This window comes from Pseudomonas sp. SH10-3B (assembly GCF_019891415.1).
GTDB lineage: Bacteria > Pseudomonadota > Gammaproteobacteria > Pseudomonadales > Pseudomonadaceae > Aquipseudomonas.
In genome coordinates this window covers 105,259-130,295 of sequence record NZ_JAFLXD010000015.1, presented here as the reverse complement: position 1 = coordinate 130,295, position 25,037 = coordinate 105,259, and the positions used below count along the sequence as shown (strand labels likewise).

25 protein-coding genes and 1 pseudogene are annotated in these 25,037 nt (G+C 61.9%); 11 read left to right on the top strand and 15 right to left on the bottom strand.

Translation table 11 applies throughout. The features are described from left to right. From J1G35_RS30935 to lnt, 5 genes and pseudogenes are all read left to right on the top strand, one after another. A pseudogene (locus tag J1G35_RS30935) lies at positions 1-184 on the top strand (hypothetical protein); the annotation flags it as partial. A gap of 8 nt (positions 185-192) precedes the next feature. After that, positions 193-1,197, top strand: a complete 1,005-nt coding sequence (locus J1G35_RS14150) for a PhoH family protein (RefSeq protein ID WP_053138073.1) — start codon at positions 193-195, stop codon at positions 1,195-1,197. Continuing rightward, positions 1,190-1,648 carry an rRNA maturation RNase YbeY gene (gene ybeY, locus J1G35_RS14145; RefSeq protein WP_053138075.1) on the top strand — a complete coding sequence of 153 codons (459 nt, stop codon included), beginning with the start codon at positions 1,190-1,192 and terminating at the stop codon, positions 1,646-1,648. The genes J1G35_RS14150 and ybeY overlap by 8 nt, the downstream gene beginning before the upstream one ends. Before the next feature lie 42 nt (positions 1,649-1,690). Next, on the top strand, positions 1,691-2,530 hold the full coding sequence (locus J1G35_RS14140; RefSeq protein ID WP_005791724.1) for an HlyC/CorC family transporter: 840 nt from the start codon (positions 1,691-1,693) through the stop codon (positions 2,528-2,530). A gap of 8 nt (positions 2,531-2,538) precedes the next feature. Further along, entirely contained in the window at positions 2,539-4,062 is a 1,524-nt protein-coding gene (gene lnt, locus J1G35_RS14135; RefSeq protein WP_223015233.1) for an apolipoprotein N-acyltransferase, read from the top strand. 60 nt (positions 4,063-4,122) lie between these two features. Here the strand turns inward: lnt and J1G35_RS14130 are convergent, their stop codons facing one another. Both J1G35_RS14130 and J1G35_RS14125 read right to left on the bottom strand, forming a co-directional pair. Next, entirely contained in the window at positions 4,123-4,884 is a 762-nt protein-coding gene (locus tag J1G35_RS14130) for a YdcF family protein (RefSeq protein ID WP_223015232.1), read from the bottom strand. Between the two features lie 97 nt (positions 4,885-4,981). Then, positions 4,982-5,299 carry a hypothetical protein gene (locus J1G35_RS14125; RefSeq protein ID WP_053138081.1) on the bottom strand — a complete coding sequence of 106 codons (318 nt, stop codon included), beginning with the start codon at positions 5,297-5,299 and terminating at the stop codon, positions 4,982-4,984. A 261-nt stretch (positions 5,300-5,560) separates the two neighbouring features. Between J1G35_RS14125 and leuS the strand changes: the two genes are divergently transcribed. The 5 genes from leuS to J1G35_RS14100 all read left to right on the top strand — a co-directional run bounded on the left by leuS (position 5,561) and on the right by J1G35_RS14100 (position 11,652). Further along, positions 5,561-8,167: a leucine--tRNA ligase gene (leuS, locus tag J1G35_RS14120; protein ID WP_223015231.1), complete on the top strand. Its 2,607-nt coding sequence runs from the start codon at positions 5,561-5,563 to the stop codon at positions 8,165-8,167. An 88-nt stretch (positions 8,168-8,255) separates the two neighbouring features. Next, positions 8,256-8,861, top strand: coding sequence for an LPS assembly lipoprotein LptE (lptE, locus tag J1G35_RS14115; RefSeq protein WP_053138085.1), 606 nt, complete (start codon positions 8,256-8,258; stop codon positions 8,859-8,861). Between the two features lie 39 nt (positions 8,862-8,900). Continuing rightward, positions 8,901-9,938 (top strand): DNA polymerase III subunit delta, encoded by a 1,038-nt coding sequence (gene holA, locus J1G35_RS14110; protein WP_053138086.1) that lies wholly within the window; start codon positions 8,901-8,903, stop codon positions 9,936-9,938. 162 nt (positions 9,939-10,100) lie between these two features. Then, entirely contained in the window at positions 10,101-10,265 is a 165-nt protein-coding gene (arfA, locus tag J1G35_RS14105) for an alternative ribosome rescue factor ArfA (RefSeq protein WP_003176285.1), read from the top strand. Between the two features lie 61 nt (positions 10,266-10,326). Beyond that, positions 10,327-11,652: a lytic murein transglycosylase gene (locus J1G35_RS14100; protein WP_053138088.1), complete on the top strand. Its 1,326-nt coding sequence runs from the start codon at positions 10,327-10,329 to the stop codon at positions 11,650-11,652. 68 nt (positions 11,653-11,720) lie between these two features. Here the strand turns inward: J1G35_RS14100 and J1G35_RS14095 are convergent, their stop codons facing one another. The 13 genes from J1G35_RS14095 to J1G35_RS14035 form a co-directional block, all read right to left on the bottom strand. Further along, complete coding sequence (locus J1G35_RS14095) at positions 11,721-12,641, bottom strand: LD-carboxypeptidase (RefSeq protein ID WP_223015230.1); 921 nt, start codon at positions 12,639-12,641, stop codon at positions 11,721-11,723. Positions 12,642-12,779: 138 nt separating this feature from the next. Further along, positions 12,780-13,781: a lipoyl synthase gene (gene lipA, locus J1G35_RS14090; protein WP_057444888.1), complete on the bottom strand. Its 1,002-nt coding sequence runs from the start codon at positions 13,779-13,781 to the stop codon at positions 12,780-12,782. A gap of 26 nt (positions 13,782-13,807) precedes the next feature. Next, a complete protein-coding gene (gene lipB, locus J1G35_RS14085; protein ID WP_053138092.1) occupies positions 13,808-14,455 on the bottom strand; it encodes a lipoyl(octanoyl) transferase LipB in 648 nt (215 codons plus the stop codon). Continuing rightward, a complete protein-coding gene (locus tag J1G35_RS14080; RefSeq protein ID WP_223015229.1) occupies positions 14,455-14,730 on the bottom strand; it encodes a DUF493 domain-containing protein in 276 nt (91 codons plus the stop codon). The genes lipB and J1G35_RS14080 overlap by 1 nt, the downstream gene beginning before the upstream one ends. Before the next feature lie 84 nt (positions 14,731-14,814). Next, positions 14,815-15,972, bottom strand: coding sequence for a D-alanyl-D-alanine carboxypeptidase family protein (locus J1G35_RS14075; RefSeq protein ID WP_053138096.1), 1,158 nt, complete (start codon positions 15,970-15,972; stop codon positions 14,815-14,817). Between the two features lie 176 nt (positions 15,973-16,148). Continuing rightward, complete coding sequence (locus tag J1G35_RS14070) at positions 16,149-17,147, bottom strand: septal ring lytic transglycosylase RlpA family protein (protein WP_053138099.1); 999 nt, start codon at positions 17,145-17,147, stop codon at positions 16,149-16,151. Continuing rightward, positions 17,147-18,157: a lytic murein transglycosylase B gene (gene mltB, locus J1G35_RS14065; RefSeq protein WP_053138102.1), complete on the bottom strand. Its 1,011-nt coding sequence runs from the start codon at positions 18,155-18,157 to the stop codon at positions 17,147-17,149. Before mltB ends, J1G35_RS14070 begins: the two co-directional genes overlap by 1 nt. A 17-nt stretch (positions 18,158-18,174) precedes the next feature. Beyond that, positions 18,175-19,278: a rod shape-determining protein RodA gene (rodA, locus tag J1G35_RS14060; protein ID WP_051429342.1), complete on the bottom strand. Its 1,104-nt coding sequence runs from the start codon at positions 19,276-19,278 to the stop codon at positions 18,175-18,177. Positions 19,279-19,309: 31 nt separating this feature from the next. After that, positions 19,310-21,208: a penicillin-binding protein 2 gene (gene mrdA, locus J1G35_RS14055; protein WP_053138105.1), complete on the bottom strand. Its 1,899-nt coding sequence runs from the start codon at positions 21,206-21,208 to the stop codon at positions 19,310-19,312. Positions 21,209-21,223: 15 nt separating this feature from the next. Continuing rightward, positions 21,224-21,691: a 23S rRNA (pseudouridine(1915)-N(3))-methyltransferase RlmH gene (gene rlmH / locus J1G35_RS14050; RefSeq protein WP_003176297.1), complete on the bottom strand. Its 468-nt coding sequence runs from the start codon at positions 21,689-21,691 to the stop codon at positions 21,224-21,226. Between the two features lie 9 nt (positions 21,692-21,700). Continuing rightward, on the bottom strand, positions 21,701-22,195 hold the full coding sequence (rsfS, locus tag J1G35_RS14045; protein ID WP_003176298.1) for a ribosome silencing factor: 495 nt from the start codon (positions 22,193-22,195) through the stop codon (positions 21,701-21,703). Between the two features lie 69 nt (positions 22,196-22,264). Beyond that, positions 22,265-22,909, bottom strand: coding sequence for a nicotinate-nucleotide adenylyltransferase (nadD, locus tag J1G35_RS14040; RefSeq protein ID WP_065910068.1), 645 nt, complete (start codon positions 22,907-22,909; stop codon positions 22,265-22,267). Next, a complete protein-coding gene (locus J1G35_RS14035) occupies positions 22,909-24,174 on the bottom strand; it encodes a glutamate-5-semialdehyde dehydrogenase (RefSeq protein WP_053138111.1) in 1,266 nt (421 codons plus the stop codon). The genes nadD and J1G35_RS14035 overlap by 1 nt, the downstream gene beginning before the upstream one ends. A gap of 175 nt (positions 24,175-24,349) precedes the next feature. Here J1G35_RS14035 and J1G35_RS14030 point away from each other — a divergent pair, with 175 nt between their 5' ends. Next, complete coding sequence (locus J1G35_RS14030) at positions 24,350-25,033, top strand: DNA-3-methyladenine glycosylase (protein WP_223015228.1); 684 nt, start codon at positions 24,350-24,352, stop codon at positions 25,031-25,033. The last annotated feature ends 4 nt before the right edge of the window (positions 25,034-25,037 follow it).

Sequence of the window (25,037 nt, the reverse complement as noted above, 5' to 3'; positions counted from 1 at the left end):
CTTGCTCGCGAAAAACGTCAACGATAACGCGTGCAGCCTGAATATACGCGGTGCCCTCAGGTTTTTCGCGAGCAAGCTCGCTCCTACAGAATCGCCGTCAGCCAATATGCTCCGTTTAAGTGCTTTCGCACCCGGCGTGCTGGCGTTATCCTCTCTTTCACCTAAACAGCCAAAGGGCGGCTAAAAGCAACCTTGAACGCACCCATAGCAGAACCCCATCGTTTTCTCCTCGAGCCCTTTGAGGCTCGCCGTTTCGCCAACCTGTGCGGACAGTTCGACGAGCACCTGCGCCTGATCGAACAACGCCTGAGCATCGAGATCCGCAATCGCGGCAATCAGTTCGAGCTCATTGGTGAACCCCAACACACCACGTCTGCAGAAAACCTGCTGCGCCGCCTTTACCGTGAAACCAAGGGTAGTGAGCTGTCGCCGGAAACGGTGCACCTGTACCTGCAGGAATCTGCCGTGGAAGACCTGGCCAACAACCCGGTGGCCGAAGCCAGCGTGGCCCTGCGCACCAAAAAAGGCATGATTCGCCCTCGTGGCTTGAATCAGCAGCGCTACGTCAAGGAAATCCTCGGCAACGACATCAACTTCGGCATCGGCCCCGCCGGTACGGGCAAGACCTACCTTGCGGTGGCCTGCGCGGTCGACGCCCTGGAGCGCGAGCAAGTACGCCGTATCCTGCTGGTGCGCCCAGCGGTCGAGGCCGGTGAAAAACTCGGCTTCCTGCCCGGCGACCTGGCCCAGAAGATCGACCCGTACCTGCGCCCGCTCTACGACGCGCTGTACGAGATGCTCGGCTTTGAATACGTGGCCAAGCTGATTGAGCGCCAGGTGATCGAGATCGCCCCGCTGGCCTACATGCGCGGCCGCACCTTGAACAACAGCTTCATCATCCTCGACGAAAGCCAGAACACCACCGTCGAGCAGATGAAGATGTTCCTCACCCGTATCGGTTTCGGCTCCACCGCCGTGATCACCGGTGACGTCACCCAGGTCGACCTGCCCAAAGGCACCAAGTCCGGCCTGGCCCAGGTGATCGAGGTGCTCAAGGACGTGCCGGGTATCAGCTTCACGCACTTCATGCCCAAGGACGTGGTCCGCCACCCGCTGGTGCAGCGCATTGTCGAAGCCTACGAGCGCTTCGACCACCGCGATGACGCACCGGCCAAGGACGTTCGCCGCGATGCTTGAGCTTGACCTGCAGCTGGCCACCGAAGCGCCCGCTCCCAGCGAAGAACAGTTCCGTCAATGGTGCGCCCTGGCCCTGCGCCAGCGCACCGCCGACTCGGAACTGACCATCCGCCTGGTGGACGAGCCCGAGGGCCGCGAACTGAATCACACCTGGCGCCAGAAGGATTACGCGACCAACGTGCTGTCGTTTCCCGCTGACGTACCCGATGAGTTGCTGGACATCCCCTTGCTGGGCGACCTGGTGATCTGCGTCGAGGTGGTCGAGCGTGAAGCGAAGGAACAAGGCAAGGAACTTGAGGCTCACTGGGCCCATCTAGTCATCCACGGCTGCTTGCATCTCTTGGGTTACGACCATATAGACGATGAAGAAGCCGAGGAAATGGAAGCACTGGAACGAACGTTGCTTGCAGAATTGGGTCACCCTGATCCATATGCAGACGACGAAAACTGATCAACACTCAACTGTCACATCAAAGGATTTAGAGTAATCGCTATGAGCGAAGACCGATCGAGCAACGGGCAAAAGTCATGGCTGGGTAAACTGACCCAGGCTTTTGCCCACGAGCCGAAAAACCGCCAGGAGCTGCTGGAGCTGCTGCGCGAGGCCCATCAGAACAAGTTGCTGGACAGCGAAGCGCTGGCCATCGTCGAAGGCGCCATCCAGGTGGCTGACCTGCAAGTTCGGGACATCATGGTCCCGCGCTCGCAGATGATCAGCATCAAGGCGACCCAGACCCCACGGGAATTCCTCCCGGCCGTGATCGACTCGGCGCACTCGCGCTACCCGGTGATCGGTGAAAGCCATGACGACGTCATGGGTGTCCTGCTGGCCAAGGACCTGCTGCCGCTGATCCTCAAGGAGAACGGTGACAGCTTCAACATCAAGGACCTGCTGCGTCCGGCCACCTTCGTGCCTGAATCCAAGCGCCTGAATGTGCTGCTGCGCGAGTTTCGTGCCAACCACAATCACATGGCCATTGTGATCGACGAATACGGCGGCGTGGCGGGCCTGGTGACCATCGAAGACGTGCTGGAACAGATCGTCGGCGACATCGAAGACGAACACGATGTCGAAGAGGACAGCTACATCAAGCCGCTGCCCAGCGGTGATTTCCTGGTCAAGGCACTGACGCCGATCGAGAACTTCAACGAGTTCTTCGACAGCGAATTCTCCGACGATGAGTTCGACACCGTCGGTGGCCTGGTGATGAGTGCGTTCGGGCATCTGCCCAAGCGTAACGAAACCACCGAGATCGGCGCCTATCGCTTCCGCATCCTGAATGCCGACAGCCGCCGCATCCACTTGATTCGCCTGACACCTATTGCCCGCTAAGGATTGATATGCGCCGTCTGACCCGCCCCGGCTGGCCCGGTAACCTGCTGGCCGTGGTGGCCGGCGCCATCACTACCCTGGCGCTGGCGCCGTTCGACCTGTGGCCATTTGCACTGGTCGCGGTCGGATTGTTCTATATCGGGCTGCGGGAACTGACCCCACGCCAGGCCCTCGGCCGTGGCTGGTGCTTCGGTTTCGGCCTGTTTGGCGCGGGTACCAGCTGGATCTACTACAGCATCCACCACTTCGGCGGCGCTTCGGTGCTGCTGGCGGGGTTCCTGATGCTGTTGTTCACCGCCGCCATTGCCTGGTTCTTCGCCCTGCCCGCCTGGCTGTGGGCACGCTGGTTGCGTCGCAATGAAGCACCGTTGGCAGATGCGCTCACGTTTGCCGCATTGTGGGTTGGCCAGGAAGCCTTTCGCGGCTGGTTCCTCACCGGATTCCCATGGTTGTATTCCGGCTACAGCCAGCTCGACGGCCCCCTCACCGGCCTGGCGCCAGTGGGCGGCATGTGGCTGATTTCCTTTGCCCTGGCGCTGACGGCGGCCCTGTTGTGCAACCTGCCGCGCCTGCTGGCTGGCAAGCGCAACGCGTTTATCGGCGCTGGCCTGGTGTTGCTGGTAGCGCCCTGGGCCGTCGGCCTGGCGCTCAAGCATCATGCCTGGACCAGCCCCTCCGGCGCGCCGCTGACCGTCGCCGCGATCCAAGGCAACGTCGAACAAAGCATGAAGTGGGACCCCGAGCAGCTCAATGCACAGCTCGCGCTGTACCGCGACATGAGCTTCAGCTCCAAGCCGGTCGACCTGCTGGTGTGGCCGGAAACGGCCGTGCCGGTACTCAAGGAGTCTGTCGAGGGCTACCTGGGAATGATGGGCAAGTTTGCTGCGGACCGGCACACCGCGCTGATCACCGGGGTACCGATTCGCCAGGAAGTGCACCACCAGAAGCGCTACTTCAACGGCATCACCGTGGTGGGTGAAGGCGAGGGTACGTACCTGAAGCAAAAGCTGGTGCCCTTCGGCGAATACGTGCCGCTTCAGGACATGCTACGCGGCCTGATTGCCTTCTTCGACCTGCCGATGTCGGACTTCGCCCGCGGCCCTGCCGACCAGCCGATGCTGCAGGCCAAGGGCTATCAGATTGCGCCGTTCATCTGCTATGAAGTGGTGTACCCGGAGTTCGCCGCCGGCCTTTCCGCCCAGAGCGACCTGCTGCTGACCATCAGCAATGACACCTGGTTCGGCCGCTCCATCGGCCCCTTGCAACACCTGCAAATGGCGCAGATGCGTGCGCTGGAGGCTGGCCGCTGGATGATCCGCGCCACCAACAATGGCGTGACCGGGTTGATCAACCCGTTTGGGCAGATCACCGTGCAGATCCCTCAGTTTGAACGCGGCATCCTCTACGGCGAAGTGGTGCCGATGCACAACCTGACGCCGTACCTGCAATGGCGCTCGTGGCCGCTGATCATCGTATGCCTGGCGCTGTTTGGCTGGGCACTGCTGGCAGGTCGGATGTCCAAAACCGTTTAACAGACAATGCAGAACCAATGTGTGGGGGGCTTTCTCCCTCCCACATTTTGATTTGCGGTGTTATCGATAGAACAACCGATACCCCACCTGCCCCACCGCCTCGTTGATCAACTGCCCGCTCTGCCACACCGACTTGAACTCCGGCATCCAGCCGCCCAGCGGCCGGGCGTTATCCACCCCCAGGAACCCCACCGGCGCCGGCACCACAGTGAACCCGGCCTTTTCAAAGCTCCACACCGAGCGCGGCATGTGCCAGGCCTGGGTCACGACCACTACGCGCTTGATACCTTCAGGCAGCAGAATCTCGGCACTCATCTGCGCGTTTTCCCAGGTTGTACGGCTGCGCTCTTCCTTCCAGCGCACGGCGACGCCGAAGTCATCCTGCATGGAAACTGCCATCAACTGCGCCTCGCTGGGCGGCGTGCCGTAATGCAGGCCACCGGTGGTCAACACCGGCAGCCCGGAGGCCTTGGCCAGTCGCGCGGCATACCGCTGGCGCTCCAGACCGATGCCGGTCGGCTGATCAGAACCCCATGCCGGGTCGCCGCGCTCGCGTCCCGAGCCCAATACCACAATGGCGTCGGCGCGCTGGGCCAGGGTCGACCAGTCTTCGCGGGCCAGCGGCGCCTCGGTCTCCAGGGCCCGCGCGCCCCACTCCACCGTCACCGGCAGGCTGATCAACCACATGCCGCCCAACCCCAGGGCAAAGCAGCAGCCGGCCAAACGCGGGCGACTGCGACGAAACCACCAGGCAAGGGCCAGCAACAGCAAGAGAATGCCGGGCGGCAGGAGCAGTTGTTTGATGAAATAACGAATAGGCATCGGGCATCTCCAAAGATGCCCGAAGCCTAAGGTGTAACGGGGTTTAGCGACAATCTTTACAGTGACATGGCACGACGGTGTGCTTCAGGGGAGTGAACTACTTGAAGCGGGCAGACCGGAGCCTTTCCGGGCCACGACCGGCCGACAAGTCCTTGAGCCACACCACCTTGGCTGAGTGCGTAGGCTCTTTGGCTGGCGGGGTTGCCACCCAAGGAGGCGCACTGCGCTTGTTACGTTCCAGGTAAGCTTTGATCAGTTCCAGCTCCGCACGGCTCAAACCGCGCAGTTCCAACTCGACGGGCCGTTCATCACGCAATCGGCCCGCGGTCCTCGCTGCATCCAATGCACGACCCAATCGGTCGATCAGTCCTTCGTAGATTTCCGGTTTCGTTGCGATTCGCTGCGATTCGACCATCCCCTCACCTCATTGAAGAAAGACTTGCTCCCCAATAAACAGCGTAGTCCCCATGGCTGCGCCTGCCCGGCGCCGCGACAGACGGCCCTCGCCGCGCAATCAGGGTTTCCCTCGATAGAGTGGGGTCATGTATGCTACGGCGCTTCCTGTAACTCCACTTCCCGCAGGGTTTGGGCACGGACGCGCCGCTTTTTGGTGTCGAACAACCTGAACGTTGCACCGAAGAGGATTAGGCCACCCCTATCCAGTTCAAAAGTAGCCATGCACGAACAATATCAGCCCCGTGAAATAGAAAATGCCGCCCAAACCTTCTGGGACGAGCAAAAGTCCTTTGAAGTCAGTGAACAGCCAGGCAAGGAGACTTTCTATTGCCTATCGATGTTCCCTTACCCCAGCGGCAAGCTACACATGGGGCATGTGCGTAACTACACCATCGGCGACGTGATCTCCCGCTACCAGCGCATGCAAGGCAAGAACGTCCTGCAACCCATGGGTTGGGACGCCTTCGGCATGCCGGCGGAAAACGCTGCGATGAAAAACAACGTGGCCCCTGCCAAGTGGACCTACGAAAACATCGCCTACATGAAGACCCAGCTGCGCAGCCTGGGCCTGGCGGTGGACTGGTCCCGCGAAGTCACCACCTGCAAGCCGGATTACTACCGCTGGGAACAATGGCTGTTCACCCGCCTGTTCGAAAAAGGCGTGATCTACAAAAAAAGCGGCACCGTGAACTGGGACCCGGTCGACCAGACCGTCCTGGCCAACGAACAGGTGATCGACGGTCGCGGCTGGCGTTCCGGCGCGCTGATCGAAAAGCGCGAAATCCCGATGTACTACTTCAAGATCACCGCCTACGCGGATGAACTGTTGTCGAGCCTCGACGATTTGCCGGGCTGGCCTGAACAGGTCAAGACCATGCAGCGCAACTGGATCGGCAAGTCCAAGGGCATGGAAGTGCAGTTCCCGTACAACGTCGACTCGATCGGCGAAGCGGGCGCACTCAAAGTCTTCACCACCCGTCCCGACACCCTGATGGGCGCGACCTACGTCGCAGTGGCCGCCGAGCACCCGCTGGCCACCCAGGCCGCACAGAACAACCCTGAGCTGCAGGCGTTCATCGCCGAATGCAAAGGCGGCAGCGTGGCTGAAGCCGACGTCGCCACCCAGGAGAAAAAAGGCCTGCCGACCGGCCTGTTCGTCGAGCACCCGCTGACCGGCGAGAAGTTGCCGGTATGGGTCGCCAACTACGTGTTGATGCACTACGGCGATGGCGCGGTAATGGCTGTGCCGGCCCACGACGAGCGTGATTTTGAATTCGCCACCAAGTACAACCTGCCGATCAAGTCGGTGGTGCGCACCAGTTCCGGCGACACCAACCCAGCCCCATGGCAAGACGCCTACGGCGAGCACGGCACGCTGATCAATTCCGGTGAGTTCGACGGCCTGGACTTCGCCGGTGCCTTCGACGCCATCGAAGTCGCACTGATCAAGAAAAACCTCGGTGCCTCGCGCACCCAGTTCCGCCTGCGCGACTGGGGCATCAGCCGCCAGCGCTACTGGGGCTGCCCGATCCCGATCATCCACTGCGAAACCTGCGGTGACGTACCGGTGCCGGAAGATCAACTGCCGGTCGTCCTGCCGGAAGATGTGGTGCCGGACGGCGCCGGGTCGCCATTGGCGCGCATGCCCGAGTTCTACGAGTGCAACTGCCCGAAATGCGGCGCGCCGGCCAAGCGTGAAACCGACACCATGGACACCTTCGTCGAGTCCTCGTGGTACTACGCTCGCTACGCCTCGCCGCACTATGAAGGCGGCCTGGTGGAAAAATCCGCAGCCGACCACTGGTTGCCGGTGGATCAGTACATCGGCGGTATCGAACACGCCATTCTTCACCTGCTGTATGCGCGCTTCTTCCACAAGCTGATGCGCGACGAAGGCCTGGTGAGCTCCAACGAGCCGTTCAAGAACCTGCTGACCCAGGGCATGGTGATCGCCGAGACCTACTATCGTCGCGAAGCCAATGGCGCCTACACCTGGTTCAACCCGGCGGACGTCGAGCTTGAGCGCGACAGCAAAGCCAAGGTCATCAGCGCCAAACTGATCGCCGACGGCCTGCCGGTGGAAATCGGCGGCACCGAGAAGATGGCCAAGTCGAAGAACAACGGCGTTGACCCTCAGTCGATGATCGATCAGTTCGGCGCCGATACCTGCCGCCTGTTCATGATGTTCGCCTCGCCGCCTGACATGAGCGCCGAATGGTCCGACTCCGGCGTCGAAGGTTCGCACCGTTTCCTCAAGCGCGTCTGGCGCCTGGCGCATGCGCATGTCAGCCAGGGCCTGCCGGCCAAGCTGGACGTGGCGTCCCTGAGCGACGAGCAAAAAGTCATTCGCCGCAGCACCCACCTGGCCATCAAGCAAGCCAGCCAGGACGTGGGCCAGAACCACAAGTTCAACACCGCCATCGCCCAGGTGATGACGCTGATGAACGTGCTGGAAAAAGCCCCGCAAGCAACCGAACAGGATCGCGCGCTGGTGCAGGAAGGCCTGGAAACGGTCACCCTGCTGCTGGCCCCGATCACGCCGCACATCAGCCATGAACTGTGGAGCAGCCTGGGCCACAGCGACGCGGTAATTGATGCGCGCTGGCCGGTGCAGGATGACGGCGCCCTGGTACAGGACACGCTGCAACTGGTGATTCAGGTCAACGGTAAACTGCGCGGCCAGATCGATATGCCGGCCAGTGCCAGCCGTGAAGAAGTCGAAGCGGCTGCACGCGTCAACGAGAACGTGCTGCGCTTTACCGAAGGCCTGACGATCCGCAAAGTGATCGTGGTGCCTGGCAAACTGGTCAATATCGTCGCTAGCTAATCGGATCGGGCGCAGGGCTTGAGCCCTGCGCCGAACAAAGCCTTCAGGGCCTCGATAAGGCCCACATGGTTTCAAGGGGAGCAACAAAATGATCAAACGCAATCTGCTGGTTATGGGCCTTGCCGTACTGTTGAGCGCTTGCGGCTTCCAGCTGCGCGGCACCGGCACCAATGACCTGACGATCAAGGAACTGGACCTCAGCGCTCGCGACGCCTACAGCGAAACAGTCACCCAGCTGCGCCAGGTCCTGGAAAACAGCGGCGTGCACGTCTACACCGGCGCGCCCTACAAGCTGTTCCTGGCTAACGAGAAAGAAACCCAGCGCAGCCTGAGCTACGCCAGTGCCGGGCGCGCGTCCGATGTCGAACTGAGCACGGTGCTCAGCTTTGAAATCCAGGGTCGCGATCACCTGCCATTGATGAATGACAACATCCAGTTGCAGAAGATTGTCAGCCACGATGGTAACAACCTGGTGGGTTCGGACTCCGAAATCACCCAGGTACGCCAGGAAATGCGTCGCGAACTGGTGCAACGCATGATGCTGCGCCTGTCGATGCTGACTCCACAACAACTCGAAACCTTGCAGCAACGCGCTGACGACAAGGCCAAGGCTGATGCAGACGCGCTGAAAGCGGCGAAAGAGTACGAAGACAACACGCCGAAACAATCGCCTGTTGAAGTACCTGTCGAGTAAGCCAGACGGGGCGCCCCAGGCGCCCCGTTCACCCTGCCTATGAAACTCGCTCCCGCTCAACTCGCCAAACACCTGCAAGGTGGCCTCGCGCCTGTCTACATCGTCAGCGGTGATGACCCGCTGCTGTGCCAGGAAGCTGCCGACGCCATCCGCACCGCCGCACGCCAGCAAGGCTTCGATGAACGCCAGGTCTTCAGCGCCGACGCCAGTTTCGACTGGGGCACGCTGCTGCAAGCCGGCGCGAGCATGTCGCTGTTTGCCGAAAAACGCCTGCTGGAGCTGCGCCTGCCATCGGGCAAGCCCGGCGACAAGGGCGCGGCTGCCCTGATGGAATACTGCTCACGGCCCGCCGACGACACGGTGCTGCTGATCAGCCTGCCCAAGCTCGACGGCAGCGCGCAGAAGACCAAGTGGGGCAAGGCCCTGGTGGAAGGGGCACAGACCCAGTTCATCCAGATCTGGCCGGTGGACAGCAATCAGTTGCCGCAATGGATTCGCCAGCGCCTGTCCCAGGCGGGGCTGTCCGCGACACAGGATGCAGTGGAGCTGATCGCCGCGCGGGTTGAAGGCAACTTGCTTGCCGCCGCCCAGGAGATCGAAAAGCTCAAGCTGATGGCCGAAGACGGGCAGATTACCGTCGAGACCGTCCAAGGCGCAGTAGCAGACAGCGCACGTTTTGACGTGTTCGGGCTGGTAGATGCGATTCTCAACGGCGAGCCCGCCCATGCCCTGCGCATGCTCGAAGGCCTGCGTGGCGAAGGCGTGGAGCCGCCGGTGATTCTCTGGGCCCTGGCCCGGGAGCTACGGGTATTGGCCAACATTGCCCTGCAATACAGCCAGGGCACGCCGCTGGACAAATGCTTCAGCCAGGCTCGGCCACCGGTGTGGGACAAGCGCAAACCCCTGATGAGCAAAGCCCTGCAACGACACTCGGCGCAACGCTGGGCGCAACTGTTGCTGGAGGCGCAGCGCATTGATGCACAGATCAAGGGCCAGGCAGCGGGTTCACCGTGGATGAGCTTGAGCCGTTTATCGCTGTTGATGGCCGGTCAGCGCCTGACATTGCCAGCGGAATAATCCTAGTTTGCAAACACCACCGAACCAATGCGGGAGGGGGCTTGCTCCCACATGTCCTACCGCGTAAGCAATGAAATCTCCTACCTGCCGCCGGGCTTTACAGCGGCCCAACTTCGGCAGATGATTTGCACCGCTGCATCACATCTGAGGAGAGCATCGACCATGAGCAAAAAGCCATCCAAGCATGGCCCCAACAAGGCCAAATCCATCATCGCCCAGCCACTGTTCCGCAGCCGTCAGGAACGCGCCGGCAAGGGCAAAGGCAGCTACCGCCGCGAAGCCTTCCAGTCTAATAGCTGGGAGGCTTCTTACTTTCTGGCTGCCTGAAGGCAAGCGCCCCTCTGGCATGATAAGGTCTGTGCCTGATTTGTAATTCCTGGACCTGTGCATGCCCTCTTGTCTTTCCCGTCGTTGGCACCTTCGCCAATTGATCGCTGCCTCCAGCCTCATTCTGCTTGTCGCCTGCGCGGAAAAACCTACCGCCGCCGACGCCCAACCCCTGCCAAAGCTGCAAACCGCGCCAGTGGTAGCACCTGCCGTGGTGGCCCCTCTGGCCGTGGACAATCTCGATATCCAACCGACCCAGACCTTTGCTGAATGGCAGGCTGGCTTTCGCGCGCAAGCCCTGCAGGCCGGTATCACCGCCGCTGTTTTCGACACTGCTTTTGCCGATGTCACCCCCGATATGGCGGTGATCCGCGCAGACCGCAGCCAGCCGGAGTTTTCCCGCCCCGTATGGGAATACCTCGACGGCGCCCTGTCGCCCGTGCGCGTACGCAATGGCCAGGCGTTGCTGGTCAAGTACGCCGACACCCTGCAAAGCATCGAGCAGCGTTATGGCGTCGACCGCCAGGCGCTGGTCTCGGTGTGGGGCATGGAGAGTAATTTCGGCCAGTTCCAGGGCAATAACTCGGTGATCCGTTCCCTGGCGACCCTGGCCTACGAAGGCCGTCGCCCGGCCTTTGCCCAGGCGCAATTGCTGGCGGCGTTGCAGATCATCCAGCACGGCGACATCGCCGCCGACCAGATGAAGGGCTCCTGGGCTGGTGCCATGGGCCAGACCCAGTTCATTCCGACCACCTACAACACCCATGCGGTGGACTTCGATGGCGACGGCCGCCGCGATATCTGGAACAGCCCGGCCGACGCCCTCGCGTCCACCGCGCACTACCTGCAAAGCTCCGGCTGGCAGAAAGGCCAGCCGTGGGGCTTTGAAGTCAAGCAATTGCCGGCGAACTTCGACTACGCCCTCGCCGATGGCGGCGTGCGCAAGAGCATTGCCGAGTGGCTGAAACTGGGCATTCAATTGCCAGCGGGTGCGAGCATGCCGCCAAACGTCGACCAACTGTCCGCCGCCCTGCTGCTGCCAGCCGGCTACCGTGGCCCGGCGTTCCTGGTGCTGGATAACTTCCGCGCGATCCTCAAGTACAACAACTCGTCGTCCTATGCACTGGCGGTAGGCCTGTTGTCGGAGCGCTTTGGCGGCGGCGGTGTGATTCGTGGCGATTGGCCGAAGGATGAGCTGCCGCTCAGTCGCTCGCAGCGCATAGATCTGCAGACAGCGCTGAGCGCCCAAGGCTATGACGCGGGCAACCCGGATGGGATTATCGGCGCCAACACGCGCAAGGCAATTCGGGCGGCGCAGCAGGCATTGGGCTGGCCGGCGGATGGGTATCCGACGGTGAAGTTGCTGGAGTCGCTGCAGAACCGCTAGATCCGCGTATGGCGACTACCGCAATCGGGGGCAAGCCCCCGATTGCGGTTTAGCAAACACCCGCAGATTCAGGACCTGACAACCACATCCTGCTCCAACACCACCCGCTGCTCCCCCGCATCCAGGCGTACCAACGCGCCCATCGGCAGCGTCAGGTTCGGATCGCAATGCCCGCTGCGCCAGCCGGCCAGCACCGGTATGCGCAACGGCTCGAACGTCTGCTTCAGCAGGCGCTCCAGCGCAGCGTTATCCACACCCGCCACATCCCCTACCAGCACACCCGCGACCTGGGCCAACTTGCCCGCAAGACGCAGGTGCGTCAGCAAACGATCAATGCGGTAAATCGGCTCGTTGACGTCTTCGATAAACAGGATGATGCCTTCAGCGTCGATTTCGTAAGGCGTACCCATCACCGCCGCAATCATCGACAGGTTCCCCCCCAGCAAGCGCCCACAGGCAATGCCAGGTTCAATCGTGGTCAGCGGGTAGGCCACCGGGTGCGCCAGCACACTGCCGGCGCCCAGTTGGCCGCGCAGAAGGCTGAACAATGATGACTCGGTAGGTTGTTGTTTACCGCCGAGCAGGTCGGCATTGAGCATTGGGCCGTGGAAGGTCACAAAGCCGGCGTAGCGGTTGATCGCCAGATGCAACGCGGTGATGTCGCTGTAACCCACGAACGGCTTGGGATTGGCCCGCAACAGGTCGAAGTCCAGCGCGTCGAGCAGCCGTGGCGTGCCGTAACCGCCGCGCAGGCAGAAGATGGCATCGACTTCGGGGTCGGCGAAGGCGGCATGCAGGTCACGCAGGCGCACTGCATCGCTGCCGGCGAGGTAGCCGTCGCGTTCATAGACACCGGGGGAAATTCGCAGATCGTAGCCGCGTGTGCGCATCCATTGGCCAGCCTTTTCAACGTCCAGCACGGCGGGGCCGGCGGGGGCGATCAGGGCGATGGTGCCTTCGGAGCGAAGGGCTGGAACGGCGGCGGTCATCTGAGAATCCCCCTATCTAACGCTGAAACCAATGTGGGAGAGGGCTTGCCCCCGATAGCGGTGGGTCAGCAGCAGATGAGCTGACTGGTACGCCGCAATCGGGGGCAAGCCCCCTCCCACACTGGGTCTGAACCTCGATCAGGAAACCAGGCTAGCCTTGACCAGCTTGGCCTGCTCGTCGGCGTGGTACGAAGAGCGCACCAGCGGGCCCGAGGCGACGTTCTTGAAGCCCATTTTGTAACCTTCCTCGGCGAACCAGGCGAAGGTGTCCGGGTGTACGAAGCGTTGCACCGGCAAGTGGCTGCGCGATGGTTGCAGGTACTGGCCCAGGGTCAGCATGTCGATGTCGTGTTCGCGCATGCGCTTCATGACTTCGATCACTTCTTCATCGGTCTCGCCCAGGCCCAGCATCAAGCCGGATTTGGTCGGGATATGCGGCATCATCTGCTTGAATTTCTGCAGCAGGGTCAGCGACCACTGGTAGTCCGAACCTGGACGCGCGGCCTTGTACAGGCGCGGCACGGTTTCCAGGTTGTGGTTGAACACATCCGGCGGCTCGGCAGCGGTGATTTCCAGCGCGACGTCCATACGGCCACGGTAGTCCGGCACCAGGGTCTCAAGCATCACGTTCGGCGATAGTTTGCGAATTTCGCGGATGCAGTCGGCAAAGTGCTGGGCACCGCCGTCGCGCAGGTCGTCACGGTCTACCGAGGTGATCACAACGTATTTGAGTTTCAGGTCGGCGATGGCGATGGCCAGGCTTTCCGGCTCGTTGACGTCCAGTGGCTTCGGCCGGCCATGGCCAACGTCGCAGAACGGGCAACGACGGGTGCAGATGTCACCCATGATCATGAAGGTGGCGGTACCGCCGGAGAAGCATTCGCCCAGGTTCGGGCAGGAGGCTTCTTCGCACACGCTGTGCAGCTTGTGTTTGCGCAGCAGGGCCTTGATACGGTCGACTTCCGGCGAAACCGGGATGCGCACGCGAATCCAGTCTGGCTTCTTCGGCAGTTCGGTGGTCGGGATGATCTTCACCGGGATGCGTGCAACCTTCTCGGCGCCGCGCAGCTTGACGCCGGCTTCCACCTTGGCACGCGGGGCCGGGGCCGGACGCTCGGTGATGTCCAGCGTCGGGATCATGGTTTGCACTGCATCAGTAGTCATAATCAGTCGATTCCGCCCGTGAGGGTCGTCTGCTCAGCATAGTCGAGGTGTTTGACGAGCTGCGCACGCAGCCGGGCACTTACCTCGGCAAATTTAATCGGTGTGGCGTGGTCGCTCAGTTGGGTCATCGCCAGCCCGGCATAGCCGCACGGGTTGATCCGCTGGAACGGAGCCAGGTCCATGTCCACGTTCAGGGCCAGGCCATGAAAGGAACAGCCGTGGCGAATGCGCAAACCGAGGGACGCGATTTTCGCGCCGTCCACATACACACCGGGTGCATCGGGCTTGGCCGCAGCGCTCACGCCGTAACTGGCCAACAGCTCGATCAGGCAAGCCTCCATACGGCTCACCAGGTCGCGCACGCCAAAACCCAGCTTGCGCACGTCCAGCAGCAGATACGCCACCAGTTGACCGGGGCCATGGTAAGTCACTTGGCCACCTCGGTCGACCTGCACCACCGGAATATCCCCCGGCAGCAGCACATGCTCGGCCTTGCCGGCCTGGCCCTGGGTGAATACCGGCGCGTGCTCCACCAGCCAGATTTCATCCGGGGCCGAGCTGCCGCGTTCGTTGGTGAAGCGCTGCATGGCGTGCCAGACGGGCTCGTAGTCCATCCGGCCGAGCTCGCGAAAGCCCAGGACCTGTGACATCACAGCACCATGTGCACGAAGCCGGTGGCCCGCAGTTCGCTATTGATGTCGTAGAGCTGGTCTTGACCGGTCGCAACGATGTGCAACTGGATCGTGGTGTACTTACCGTTGGTGCTCGAACGCTCGTCCACCCGGTCGTCATTGATCGTCGCGTGTTTACGCACGATATCCAGAATCTTGTCTTTGTTGCCTACACCGGTATCGCTGATCACCTTGACGGGATAATCCGTCACCGGGAATTCGATCTTTGGCGCCTTTACTTCTTTATCGGTCATGGCAGAACGGCCTCGTAAGCGGTAAGCCGTGGCGACGGCAAAGCCCCGCGTCGGATCAACGCGGGGCTTTGCAGGTGCACACAATCAGTTGAACAAGCCGTAGAAGAATAGACGGATGCTATCCCACACGCGGCGGAAGATACCACCTTCGTCGACGGCGTCCAGCGCGATCAGGTCGGCGCTGTGCACCACCTTGTCGTCCAGTTTCACTTCGACTTTACCGATCACGTCGCCCTTGGCGATTGGCGCAACCAATTGCGGGTTCATGGTCATGCTGGCAGCGAGCTTTTTCAGCTGGCCTTTAGGCATGGTCAGGGTCAGGTCTTCAGCCAGGCCGGCCTTGACTTGCGAAGTCGCGCCCTTCCAGACCGGCGCGGTCGCCAGTTCAGCACCCTTCTGGTAGAAGGTCTGGGTTTCGAAGAAGCGGAAACCGTAGGTCAGCAGTTTTTGCGTCTCGGCCGCACGGGCCTGCTCGCTGTTGGTGCCGAAGACCACGGCGATCAGGCGCTGGCCATCACGGACCGCGGACGACACCATGCAGTAGCCGGCTTCGTCGGTGTGGCCGGTTTTCAGGCCGTCGACGGTCTTGTCGCGCCACAGCAACAGGTTGCGGTTAGGCTGCTTGATGTTGTTCCAGAAGAATTCCTTCTGGGAGTAGATCGCGTAGTGCACCGGGTCGACGCGAATGATCGCGCGCGCCAGGATCGCCATGTCGTGAGCCGACGAATAGTGCTCAGGGTTTGGCAGGCCGGTCGGGTTCATGAAGTGGCTGTTGGTCATGCCCAGGTCGGCCACGGTTTTGTTCATCATGTCGGCGAATGCGTCTTCGCTGCCGGCGATGTGCTCGGCCAGGGCGACGCTGGCGTCGTTACCGGACTGGATGATGATGCCGTGCAGCAGGTCGCTCACGGTGACTTGCGAGCCCACCTTGATGAACATGCGCGAACCACCGGTACGCCAGGCGTTTTCGCTGACGGTCACCGGGTCGTTTTCGCCGATCTGGCCGCGACGGATTTCCAGGGTCGCGATGTAGGCGGTCATCAGCTTGGTCAGGCTGGCCGGTGGCAGGCGCTGGTCACCGTTGCTCTCGACCAGCACGTTGCCACTGGCGGCATCCATGAGGACCCAGGACTTGGCAGCCAGTTGCGGTGAAGCCGGCACCATTTCAACCGCCCAGGCGGCCGGGGTGATGATCAGCGAGATAAGCAGGCACGTGCGTTTGGCTAAGGTGGTGATGTTCATCCGTCTCTCGAAATTGCTTATGGAAACTTGCCCTCGCGGGCAAAACTTATTCAGACAGCCCGCTACCAGACTGTCACGTGTTCGGTTGCCCGCTCACCCCTTGCCCCTGGGTTTTATTGTTCAACGAGCCAACAACCAGGGTTCAGGCCCGCATGCGAGCCTGAACCATCAATTTATTATTCGGCAGTGACCACGCTGGGTTGCCCCAGGTTAGCCAGGCGCACGCTGTTCTGCACTTGTGCGACCTCGCTCGGCGAACCGATCGGGCCCATACGCACACGGTGCAGGGTTTGCTGGTTACGCACGATGGAGCTGATAAACACTGGCGCGCTGACCATGCTGCTGAGCTTGGACCTTAACAGTTCTGCCGCATCCGGGTTGGCGAAAGCGCCCACTTGCAGGTATTGCCCACCGGCGACCGAGGCGCCCGGTGCTGCACGGGGCACGACTACCGTATCCGGTGCGTGCTGCTGCGGTGGCGGTGTCCATTGTTCAATCTTGCCGGTTGATGCCGTCACCTGCGGCTGCGCACTCTGCGGCTCGTTGAGCATCAACGGCGCGGGCTTGCCACGCTGGGCCCAGTACTGCGCCGGATCGATGCCTTCGACCTTGACCCGCGCGGTGCCGGTTTCGGCATAGCCGAGTTTTTTCGCGGCGGCGTAGGACAAGTCGATGATGCGATCCGAATAGAACGGCCCACGGTCGTTGACCCGCAGGATCACCGTGCGGTTGTTGTCCAGGTTGGTCACGCGGACATAGCTGGGCAGCGGCAGGGTCTTGTGGGCCGCGCTCATGCCGTACAGGTCGTAAACCTCGCCGTTGGCGGTGTTCTGACCGTGGAACTTGGTGCCATACCAGGACGCCGTGCCCGATTGCACGTAGGTCTTGGAGTCCTGCAGCGGGAAGTAGGACTTGCCCAGCACCGTATAGGGGTTGGCCTTGTACGGGCCGGTGTGCAGGGTCGGGGTGGCATCCGGGATCTTCGACACGTCGACATCCCACCACGGCGCGCCGTCTTTGTGCGCGCGGTTGATGTCCAGTCCTGGCTGGGACCGCACAGCGGTGCCGCCGGACTTCGGTACCGGGCCACGGCTGGTGGAACAACTGACGACCAGCAGGGACAACGCGGCGAACGCCACCAGCTTGAGCGGTTGATTGAACGGCGATGCCCGCATTACTTGTTGCCCCGTGCTTGGACCAGCATGTCAGACAGCTGATGCACGGCCATGGCGTACATCACACTGCGGTTATAACGCGTGATTGCGTAGAAATTCTTCAGGCCCATCCAGTATTCAGGGCCGTTTTCGCCTTCGAGGCGGAACGCCGTCACCGGCATATCGTCGCGTGGCGCATTCTGACTCGACCAGCCCAGCGCCCGCAACTCCCCGACCGTCTTGACCGGCTCGATACCCTGGGTCAGGCCTTCATCGGCACGCTCCCCGGTGACATCGGCGCGGACCACCACCGGCTCGCCACCGACCCAGCCGTGGCGCTTGAAGTAGCTGGCCACGCTGCCGATGGCATCGTCCGGGTTGCTCCAGATATTGATGTGCCCGTCGCCATCGAAATCCACCGCGTAGGCGCGAAAGCTGCTCGGCATGAACTGCGGCAGCCCCATCGCACCGGCGTAGGAGCCCTTGAGGGTCAGCGGGTCGACCTGCTCTTCGCGGGCCAACAGCAGGAACTCACGCAGCTCCTTGCGGAAGAAGTCGGCACGCGGCGGGTAATCGAAGCCCAGGGTCGACAAGGCGTCGATCACCCGGTAGCTGCCGGTGTTGCGCCCGTAAAAGGTTTCAATGCCGATGATCGCGACGATCACCTGGGCCGGTACGCCGTATTCCTGCTCAGCGCGGGCCAGCACGGCCTCGTGCTGGCGCCAGAAGTCCACACCTCGGGCCACGCGGGCGTCAGTGAGGAACATTGGGCGATATTCCTTCCACTGCTTCACGCGCTCGGCGGGACGGGAGATGGCGTCGAGGATCGCCTGCTTTTTCTGGGCTTCGCGGAACACGCCCATCAGCTGCTCACCGGCGAAACCATAGTCGCGGGTCATTTCACCGACAAATTCGGCGACCTGGGGTGAACCATCGTAGTCACCGGCCTGCGCCTCTTGCGTTGCGCCCAGCAGCCCAATCAGGCCCATCCAGGACGCATGCCGAGTCGCCCAGCCGCGCATTACTTGCATTGACATCTTCACCTTATTCAAACCTGTGCGATCCACTTGCGATGCGTATGAATCGACATCAAAACCCCAAACGCTGACAGCAATGTCACCAGCGAAGTTCCGCCGTAGCTAATGAACGGCAACGGCACCCCAACCACCGGCAGCAGGCCACTGACCATACCGATGTTGACGAAAACGTAAACAAAAAAAGTCATGGTCAGGCTGCCGGCGAGCAATTTGCCGAACAGCGTCTGCGCCTGCGCGGTAATCACCAGCCCACGTCCGATCAGCAGCAGATAGATCAGCAACAGCGCGCAAATGCCCACCAGGCCGAACTCCTCGCCCATTACCGCAATAATGAAGTCAGTGTGGCTCTCGGGCAAAAAGTCCAAATGCGACTGGGTGCCCAGCAGCCAGCCCTTGCCAAAGACACCGCCGGAGCCGATGGCAGCCTTCGACTGGATAATGTTCCAGCCGGTGCCGAGCGGGTCGCTTTCGGGATCGAGGAAGGTCAGGATCCGTTGCTTCTGGTAGTCGTGCATAAAGAAGAACCACATCGCCACGGCCACCGGCACGGCGGCGGCCAGTACGCTGAGGATCCAGCGCCAGCGCAATCCGCCCATGAACAGCACGAACGCACCACCGGCCAGGATCAGCAGCGAGGTGCCGAGGTCGGGCTGGCGCACGATCAGCACAAAGGGGATACCGATCAGGATCAGGCTGATACCCACATGCTTGAGCTGGGGCGGCAAGGTGCGTTTGGACAGGTACCAGGCGATGGTGGCCGGCATCAGGATCTTCATGAATTCCGACGGCTGGAAGCGAATCACCCCCGGAATATTGATCCAGCGGGTCGCGCCCATGGCGTTGTGGCCCATGACGTCCACCACCACCAGCAGCAACACCCCGGCCACATAACCGAGCGGCACCCAGCGCGCCATGAAACGCGGCTCCAGCTGGGCGATCACCACCATCGACAGCAGGCCCAGGCCGAACGACGACGCCTGCTTGATCAGCAAGTCCCAGTTCTTGCCGCTGGCCGAATACAGCACGAACAGACTGCCGGCCGCCAGGGTCAGCAGCAGGATCAGCAGCGGGCCATCAATGTGCATGCGCTGCAGCAACGTCGCGCGGCGACGCATCACATCCTCGCTGGAGAGGATGCGGTCAAAATTACTCTTCACTGGCCGTAACCTCGGGGATTGAAGGGGGGCCGCCATATTCGGGCTTGAGTCGGCCGTCGTCGGCCAGCAACCAGGCGTCCATCACCTGGCGCACAACAGGTGCTGCCACACCGGAGCCGGACTCGCCGTTCTCGACCATCACCGCTACCACGATTTTCGGGTCGTCCGCCGGCGCAAAGCCGACAAACAAGGCGTGGTCACGGTGGCGCTCCTGGACTTTGGTGCGGTCATATTTCTCGCCCTGCTTGATCGCGACCACCTGGGCGGTACCACTCTTGCCGGCGATACGGTATTGGGCGCCGATTGCCGCCTTGCGCGCGGTACCGCGTGCGCCGTGCATCACTTGCTGCATGCCGTGGTTGACCTTGGTCCAGTCCGACGCGTCGCGCAGCACGATGTCCGGGATCGGATTTTCATCCACAGGCTTTTCGCCTTCGATGGTCCGGGCCAGGTGCGGGCGGTTCCAGATGCCTTTGTTGGCCACCAGCGCGGTGGCCTGGGCCAGTTGCAGCGGCGTGGCCTGCATATAGCCCTGGCCAATGCCGAGGATCAGGGTTTCGCCCGGGAACCACGCCTGACGGCGGGTCGCACGCTTCCACTCCCGCGATGGCATCAGGCCAGGGGATTCTTCGAACATATCCAGGGAGACTTTCTGACCGAGGCCGAACTTGCCCATGTAGGCGGACAAGCGGTCGATCCCCAGCTTGTGGGCCAGGTCGTAAAAATAGGTGTCGTTGGAACGCATGATCGCGGTATCCAGGTCGACATAGCCGTCACCGGTACGGTTCCAGTTGCGGTATTTGTGATCGTAGTTGGGCAGCATGTAGTAGCCCGGGTCGAACACCCGGCTGGACGCCGTGACCACGCCCGCGTCCAGGCCGGCAATCGCCACCGCCGGCTTGATCGTCGAACCGGGCGGGTACAGGCCGCGCAGCACGCGGTTGAACAGCGGCCGGTCGATGGAGTCACGCAGCTCGGCGTAGGCCTTGAAGCTGATCCCGGTCACAAACAGGTTGGGGTCGAAACTCGGCTGGCTGACCATGGCCAAGACTTCGCCGGTCTTCGGGTCCAGCGCCACCACCGCGCCACGCCGGCCACCCAGGGCCATCTCGGCCGCTTCCTGCAGCTTGATGTCCAGGCTCAGCACAATGTCCTTACCCGGCACCGGATCGGTACGCTTGAGCACCCGCAGCACGCGGCCACGGGCATTGGTCTCGACTTCTTCGTAACCCACCTGGCCGTGCAGCTCGGGCTCGTAGAAGCGCTCGATGCCAGTCTTGCCGATATGGTGGGTGCCGCTGTAATTGACGGGATCGAGGCTTTTCAGCTCTTTCTCGTTGATCCGCCCCATATAGCCGACGGAGTGGGCAAAGTGCGGCCCTTGCGGGTAGTGGCGCACCAACTGCGCCACCACTTCCACACCCGGCAGGCGAAACTGGTTCACCGCGATCCGCGCGATCTGCTCTTCGGTCAGCTCGAACAGGATCGGCACCGGCTCGAATGGCCGACGCCCCTGCTTCATGCGTTTCTCGAAGATCACCCGGTCTTCCGGGGTCAGTTGCAGCACCTCGACGATCACATCGAGGACCTGCTGCCAATCGCCGGAACGTTCGCGGGTCATGCTCAGGCTGAAGCTGGGCCGGTTATCCGCCACCACCACGCCATTGCGGTCGAAGATCAGCCCACGGGTCGGCGGAATCGGCTGCACATGCACGCGGTTGTTTTCCGACAGCGTGGAGTGATAGTCGTACTGGATCACCTGCAGGAAATACAGGCGCGCTATCAGTACCCCGATCAACCCCACCACCATAAAAGCACCAAACACCACGCGCGCGCGTACAAGACGTGCGTCTTTCTCGTGGTCCTTGATGCGGATCGGCTGGGTCATCGGGAGGGGCGCAGATTATTTGTGGTAAGGGTGCCCGGACAGGACTGTCCAGGCGCGATACAGCTGTTCACCGATCAGGATCCTTACCAACGGGTGCGGCAGCGTCAGCGCCGACAGCGACCAGCGCTGGTCGGCCCGCGCGCAGACTTCCGGCGCCAGCCCTTCGGGGCCGCCGACCATGAAGTTGACGGTGCGCGAGTCCAGGCGCCAGCGATCCAGCTCCACCGCCAGTTGCTCGGTGCTCCAGGGCTTGCCGTGCACCTCAAGGGTGACGATGCGCTCGTTGGGGCCGACCTTGGCCAACATGGCTTCGCCTTCCTGACGGATAAAGCGCGCCACGTCGGCATTCTTGCCGCGGGTGTTGAGCGGTATCTCTACCAGTTCCAGCGACAGCTCGGCGGGCAGACGCTTGGCATACTCGTGCCAGCCTTCTTCCACCCACTTGGGCATGCGTGAACCGACAGCAATCAGACGCAGGCGCACAGCCGTTCCTTATTCCTGGTCTTTATTGAGCTTGTCGAAGTGCGCGTGGCCCACTTCCGGGCTGTGGTGCTTGCCATCAGCGGCACGGCTCTGCTCGGCGCCTTTCCACAGACGCTCCAGGTCGTAGAACTGACGGGCGTTGGAGGTCATCATGTGAACGATCACGTCGTCCATGTCCAGCAGCACCCAGTCGCTGTCGCCCTTGCCTTCTTCACCCAGTGGCTTCACGCCTTGGGCTTTGACGGCTTCGCGAACCTTGTCCAGCATCGCGCCGATCTGGCGGTTTGAGGTACCGGTGGCGATGATCATGAAGTCAGTAATGCTCTGCTTGTCGCGTACGTCCAGGACCTGGATGTCCTGGGCCTTCACGTCTTCCAGGGCGGCAACGGCGACTTTTACCAGCTCTTCGCCAGCCAGTTCCGGGCCAACGTGGGCTTCAACCGGCAGCGGGGCGCTTTTGAACGTGCCTTTGCGTTTTACTTTGCTTACGTCTTTGTTCGTCATAAAAAACTCGTTTTGCTCGTATGTTCGGGCGCTCGCTGCACGACTTTTCGTGCGTTCAAGCGCGCCTTTTCAGTTCGACGCACGGTAAAGCCCGTGCGCATCGATGTAGGCCAGGACCGCGTCAGGCACCAGGAAACGTACCGACTTCCCGCTGGCCAGCAGTTGACGGATCTGGGTGGCAGACACCGCAAGCGGGGTCTGCCAGACGAATGCAATATTCCCGTTCGGCCCGGTCAGGGCCAAGGGGTCACTTACCGACCGCGCGGCCAGCAGGTTGCGCAAGGCATCCGGCGGTTCGCTGTCGGCATCCGGGCGTTGCAAAACCAGGATGTGGCAATGCTGGAGGAGTTCCTCCCAGCGATGCCAAGAGGGCAGGCCGCAAAATGCGTCCCAGCCCAAAAGCAGAAACAACTGGTCATCCGCGGCCAACTCGGCGCGCATCAGTTCCAGGGTGTCGACAGTGTAGGACGGTTTATCGCGCTTGAGCTCGCGGTCGTCCACCACCAGCGGCGGTATACCCTCTACAGCCAGGCGTACCATTTCCAGGCGTTGCTGCGGCGACACCTGCGGGGTATCGCGATGGGGCGGCCGAAAATTAGGGATCAGGCGCAGTTCATCCAGCGCCAGGGCATCCGCGACCTCCAGGGCACTGCGCAAATGGCCGATGTGCACGGGGTCGAAGGTACCGCCGAGCAGCCCGATGCGTTTAGCCATCAAGTGCGCACATGACCGTCGCCGAACACCACGTACTTCTCGCTGGTCAGGCCTTCCAGGCCAACCGGGCCGCGTGCGTGGAGCTTGTCGGTGGAGATGCCGATCTCCGCCCCCAGGCCATACTCGAAGCCGTCGGCAAAGCGCGTCGAGGCGTTGATCATCACCGAAGCGGAATCCACTTCGGTGAGGAAACGCCGGGCATCGCTGAAATGCTCGGAAACAATGGCGTCGGTGTGCTTGGAGCCGTATTTGTTGATGTGTTCGATGGCCTGGTCCAGGTCGTCGACGATGCGGATCGACAGGATCGGCGCCGTGTACTCGGTGTACCAATCCTCTTCGGTGGCTTCGATCACGTCCGCGCCCAGCAGGGCACGGGTGCGTTCGCAACCGCGCAGTTCCACGCCCTTGTCACGGTAGATGGCTGCCAGCGGCGGCAGCACGCGCTCGGCAATGCCGACGTGTACCAGCAGGGTTTCCATGGTGTTGCACGGCGCATAGCGGTGGGTCTTGGCGTTGTCGGCGATGCGGATCGCCTTGTCGATGTCGGCGGCGATGTCGATGTACACGTGGCAGACGCCGTCCAGGTGCTTGATCACCGGCACCTTGGCATCGCGGCTGACGCGCTCGATCAGGCTCTTGCCACCACGCGGCACGATCACGTCGACGAATTCCGGCATGGTGATCAAGGCGCCCACGGCGGCGCGGTCGGTGGTTTCGACCACTTGCACCACTTCGGCCGGCAACTCGGCCACGGCCAGGCCCTGCTGGATGCAGGCAGCAATGGCGCGGTTGGAATTGATCGCCTCGGAACCGCCACGCAGGATGGTGGCATTGCCGGACTTGAGGCACAGGCTCGCGGCGTCGATGGTCACGTTCGGGCGCGACTCATAGATGATGCCGATCACGCCTAGAGGCACGCGCATCTTGCCGACCTGAATACCGGACGGCAGGTAACGCATGTCGCGGATTTCACCGATGGGGTCAGGCAGCTTGGCCACCTGACGCAAACCTTCGATCATGTCGTCGATGCGTGCCGGGGTCAGCGCCAGGCGGTCCAGCAGGGCCGGCTCAAGGCCATTGGCGCGGCCGTTGGCCAGGTCCAGTTCGTTGGCGGCGGTCAGCTCGGAGCGCGAAGCGTCCAGAGCATCGGCGGCGGCCAACAGGGCACGGTTCTTCTGCGCGGTGCTCGCACGGGCGATCAACCGCGAGGCCTGACGGGCAGCGCGACCCAGGCGGGTCATGTAGTCAAGAACGGACTCAGTCATGGTCAGGGAGTCTTGGCAAAGAGGAAAGCGGCAGATTATAGCTGTGACGCCGCCCTACGGACAGCGGTGAGGGGCGGATGGTCGAAATGAACTGTAAAAACCCGGGGTTCAGCGGTAATTAAGGTGGGAGTTGTTATTATTCCGTCACATTTAGCCGTATTAACCCCAGACCGCCATGCCCAGTTCTACCCCCCAACGCCCCGCCAGCGCCCTGCCCGACAGCTTCTTCGACCGTGATGCGCAAATACTCGCGCGTGATTTGCTCGGAAAAGTCATCCGCCATCGCGTCGGCGATATCTGGCTTTCAGCGCGCATTATTGAAACCGAAGCCTATTACGTGGCCGAAAAAGGCAGCCACGCTTCACTCGGCTACACAGAAAAGCGTAAGGCTTTGTTTCTGGATGGTGGGCATATCTATATGTACTACTCCCGTGGCGGCGATTCGCTGAACTTCAGCGCGCAGGGACCGGGCAATGCCGTGCTGATCAAATCGGCCTATCCCTGGGTCGATGAAACCTCCGGGCCCGCCAGTCTCGCGCAGATGCTGCTGAACAACCCGAATGCCGATGGCAGCCCCCGCCCCTCGCAAAAGCTGTGTGCCGGCCAGACCTTGCTGTGCAAGGCGTTGGGCCTGAAGGTGCCGATGTGGGATGCCAAGCGTTTTGATCAAGAGTTGCTCTACGTTGAGGACGTCGACCAGACACCGACACACATCATCCAGACCACTCGCCTGGGCATCCCCAGCGGCCGTGACGAGCACTTGATGTATCGCTTCGTCGATGCTGGCTATGCGCCCTATTGCACACGGAACCCGCTGCGCCGGGGCCAGGTCGAAGGCCGGGATTATTTTCTGATTTGAACAC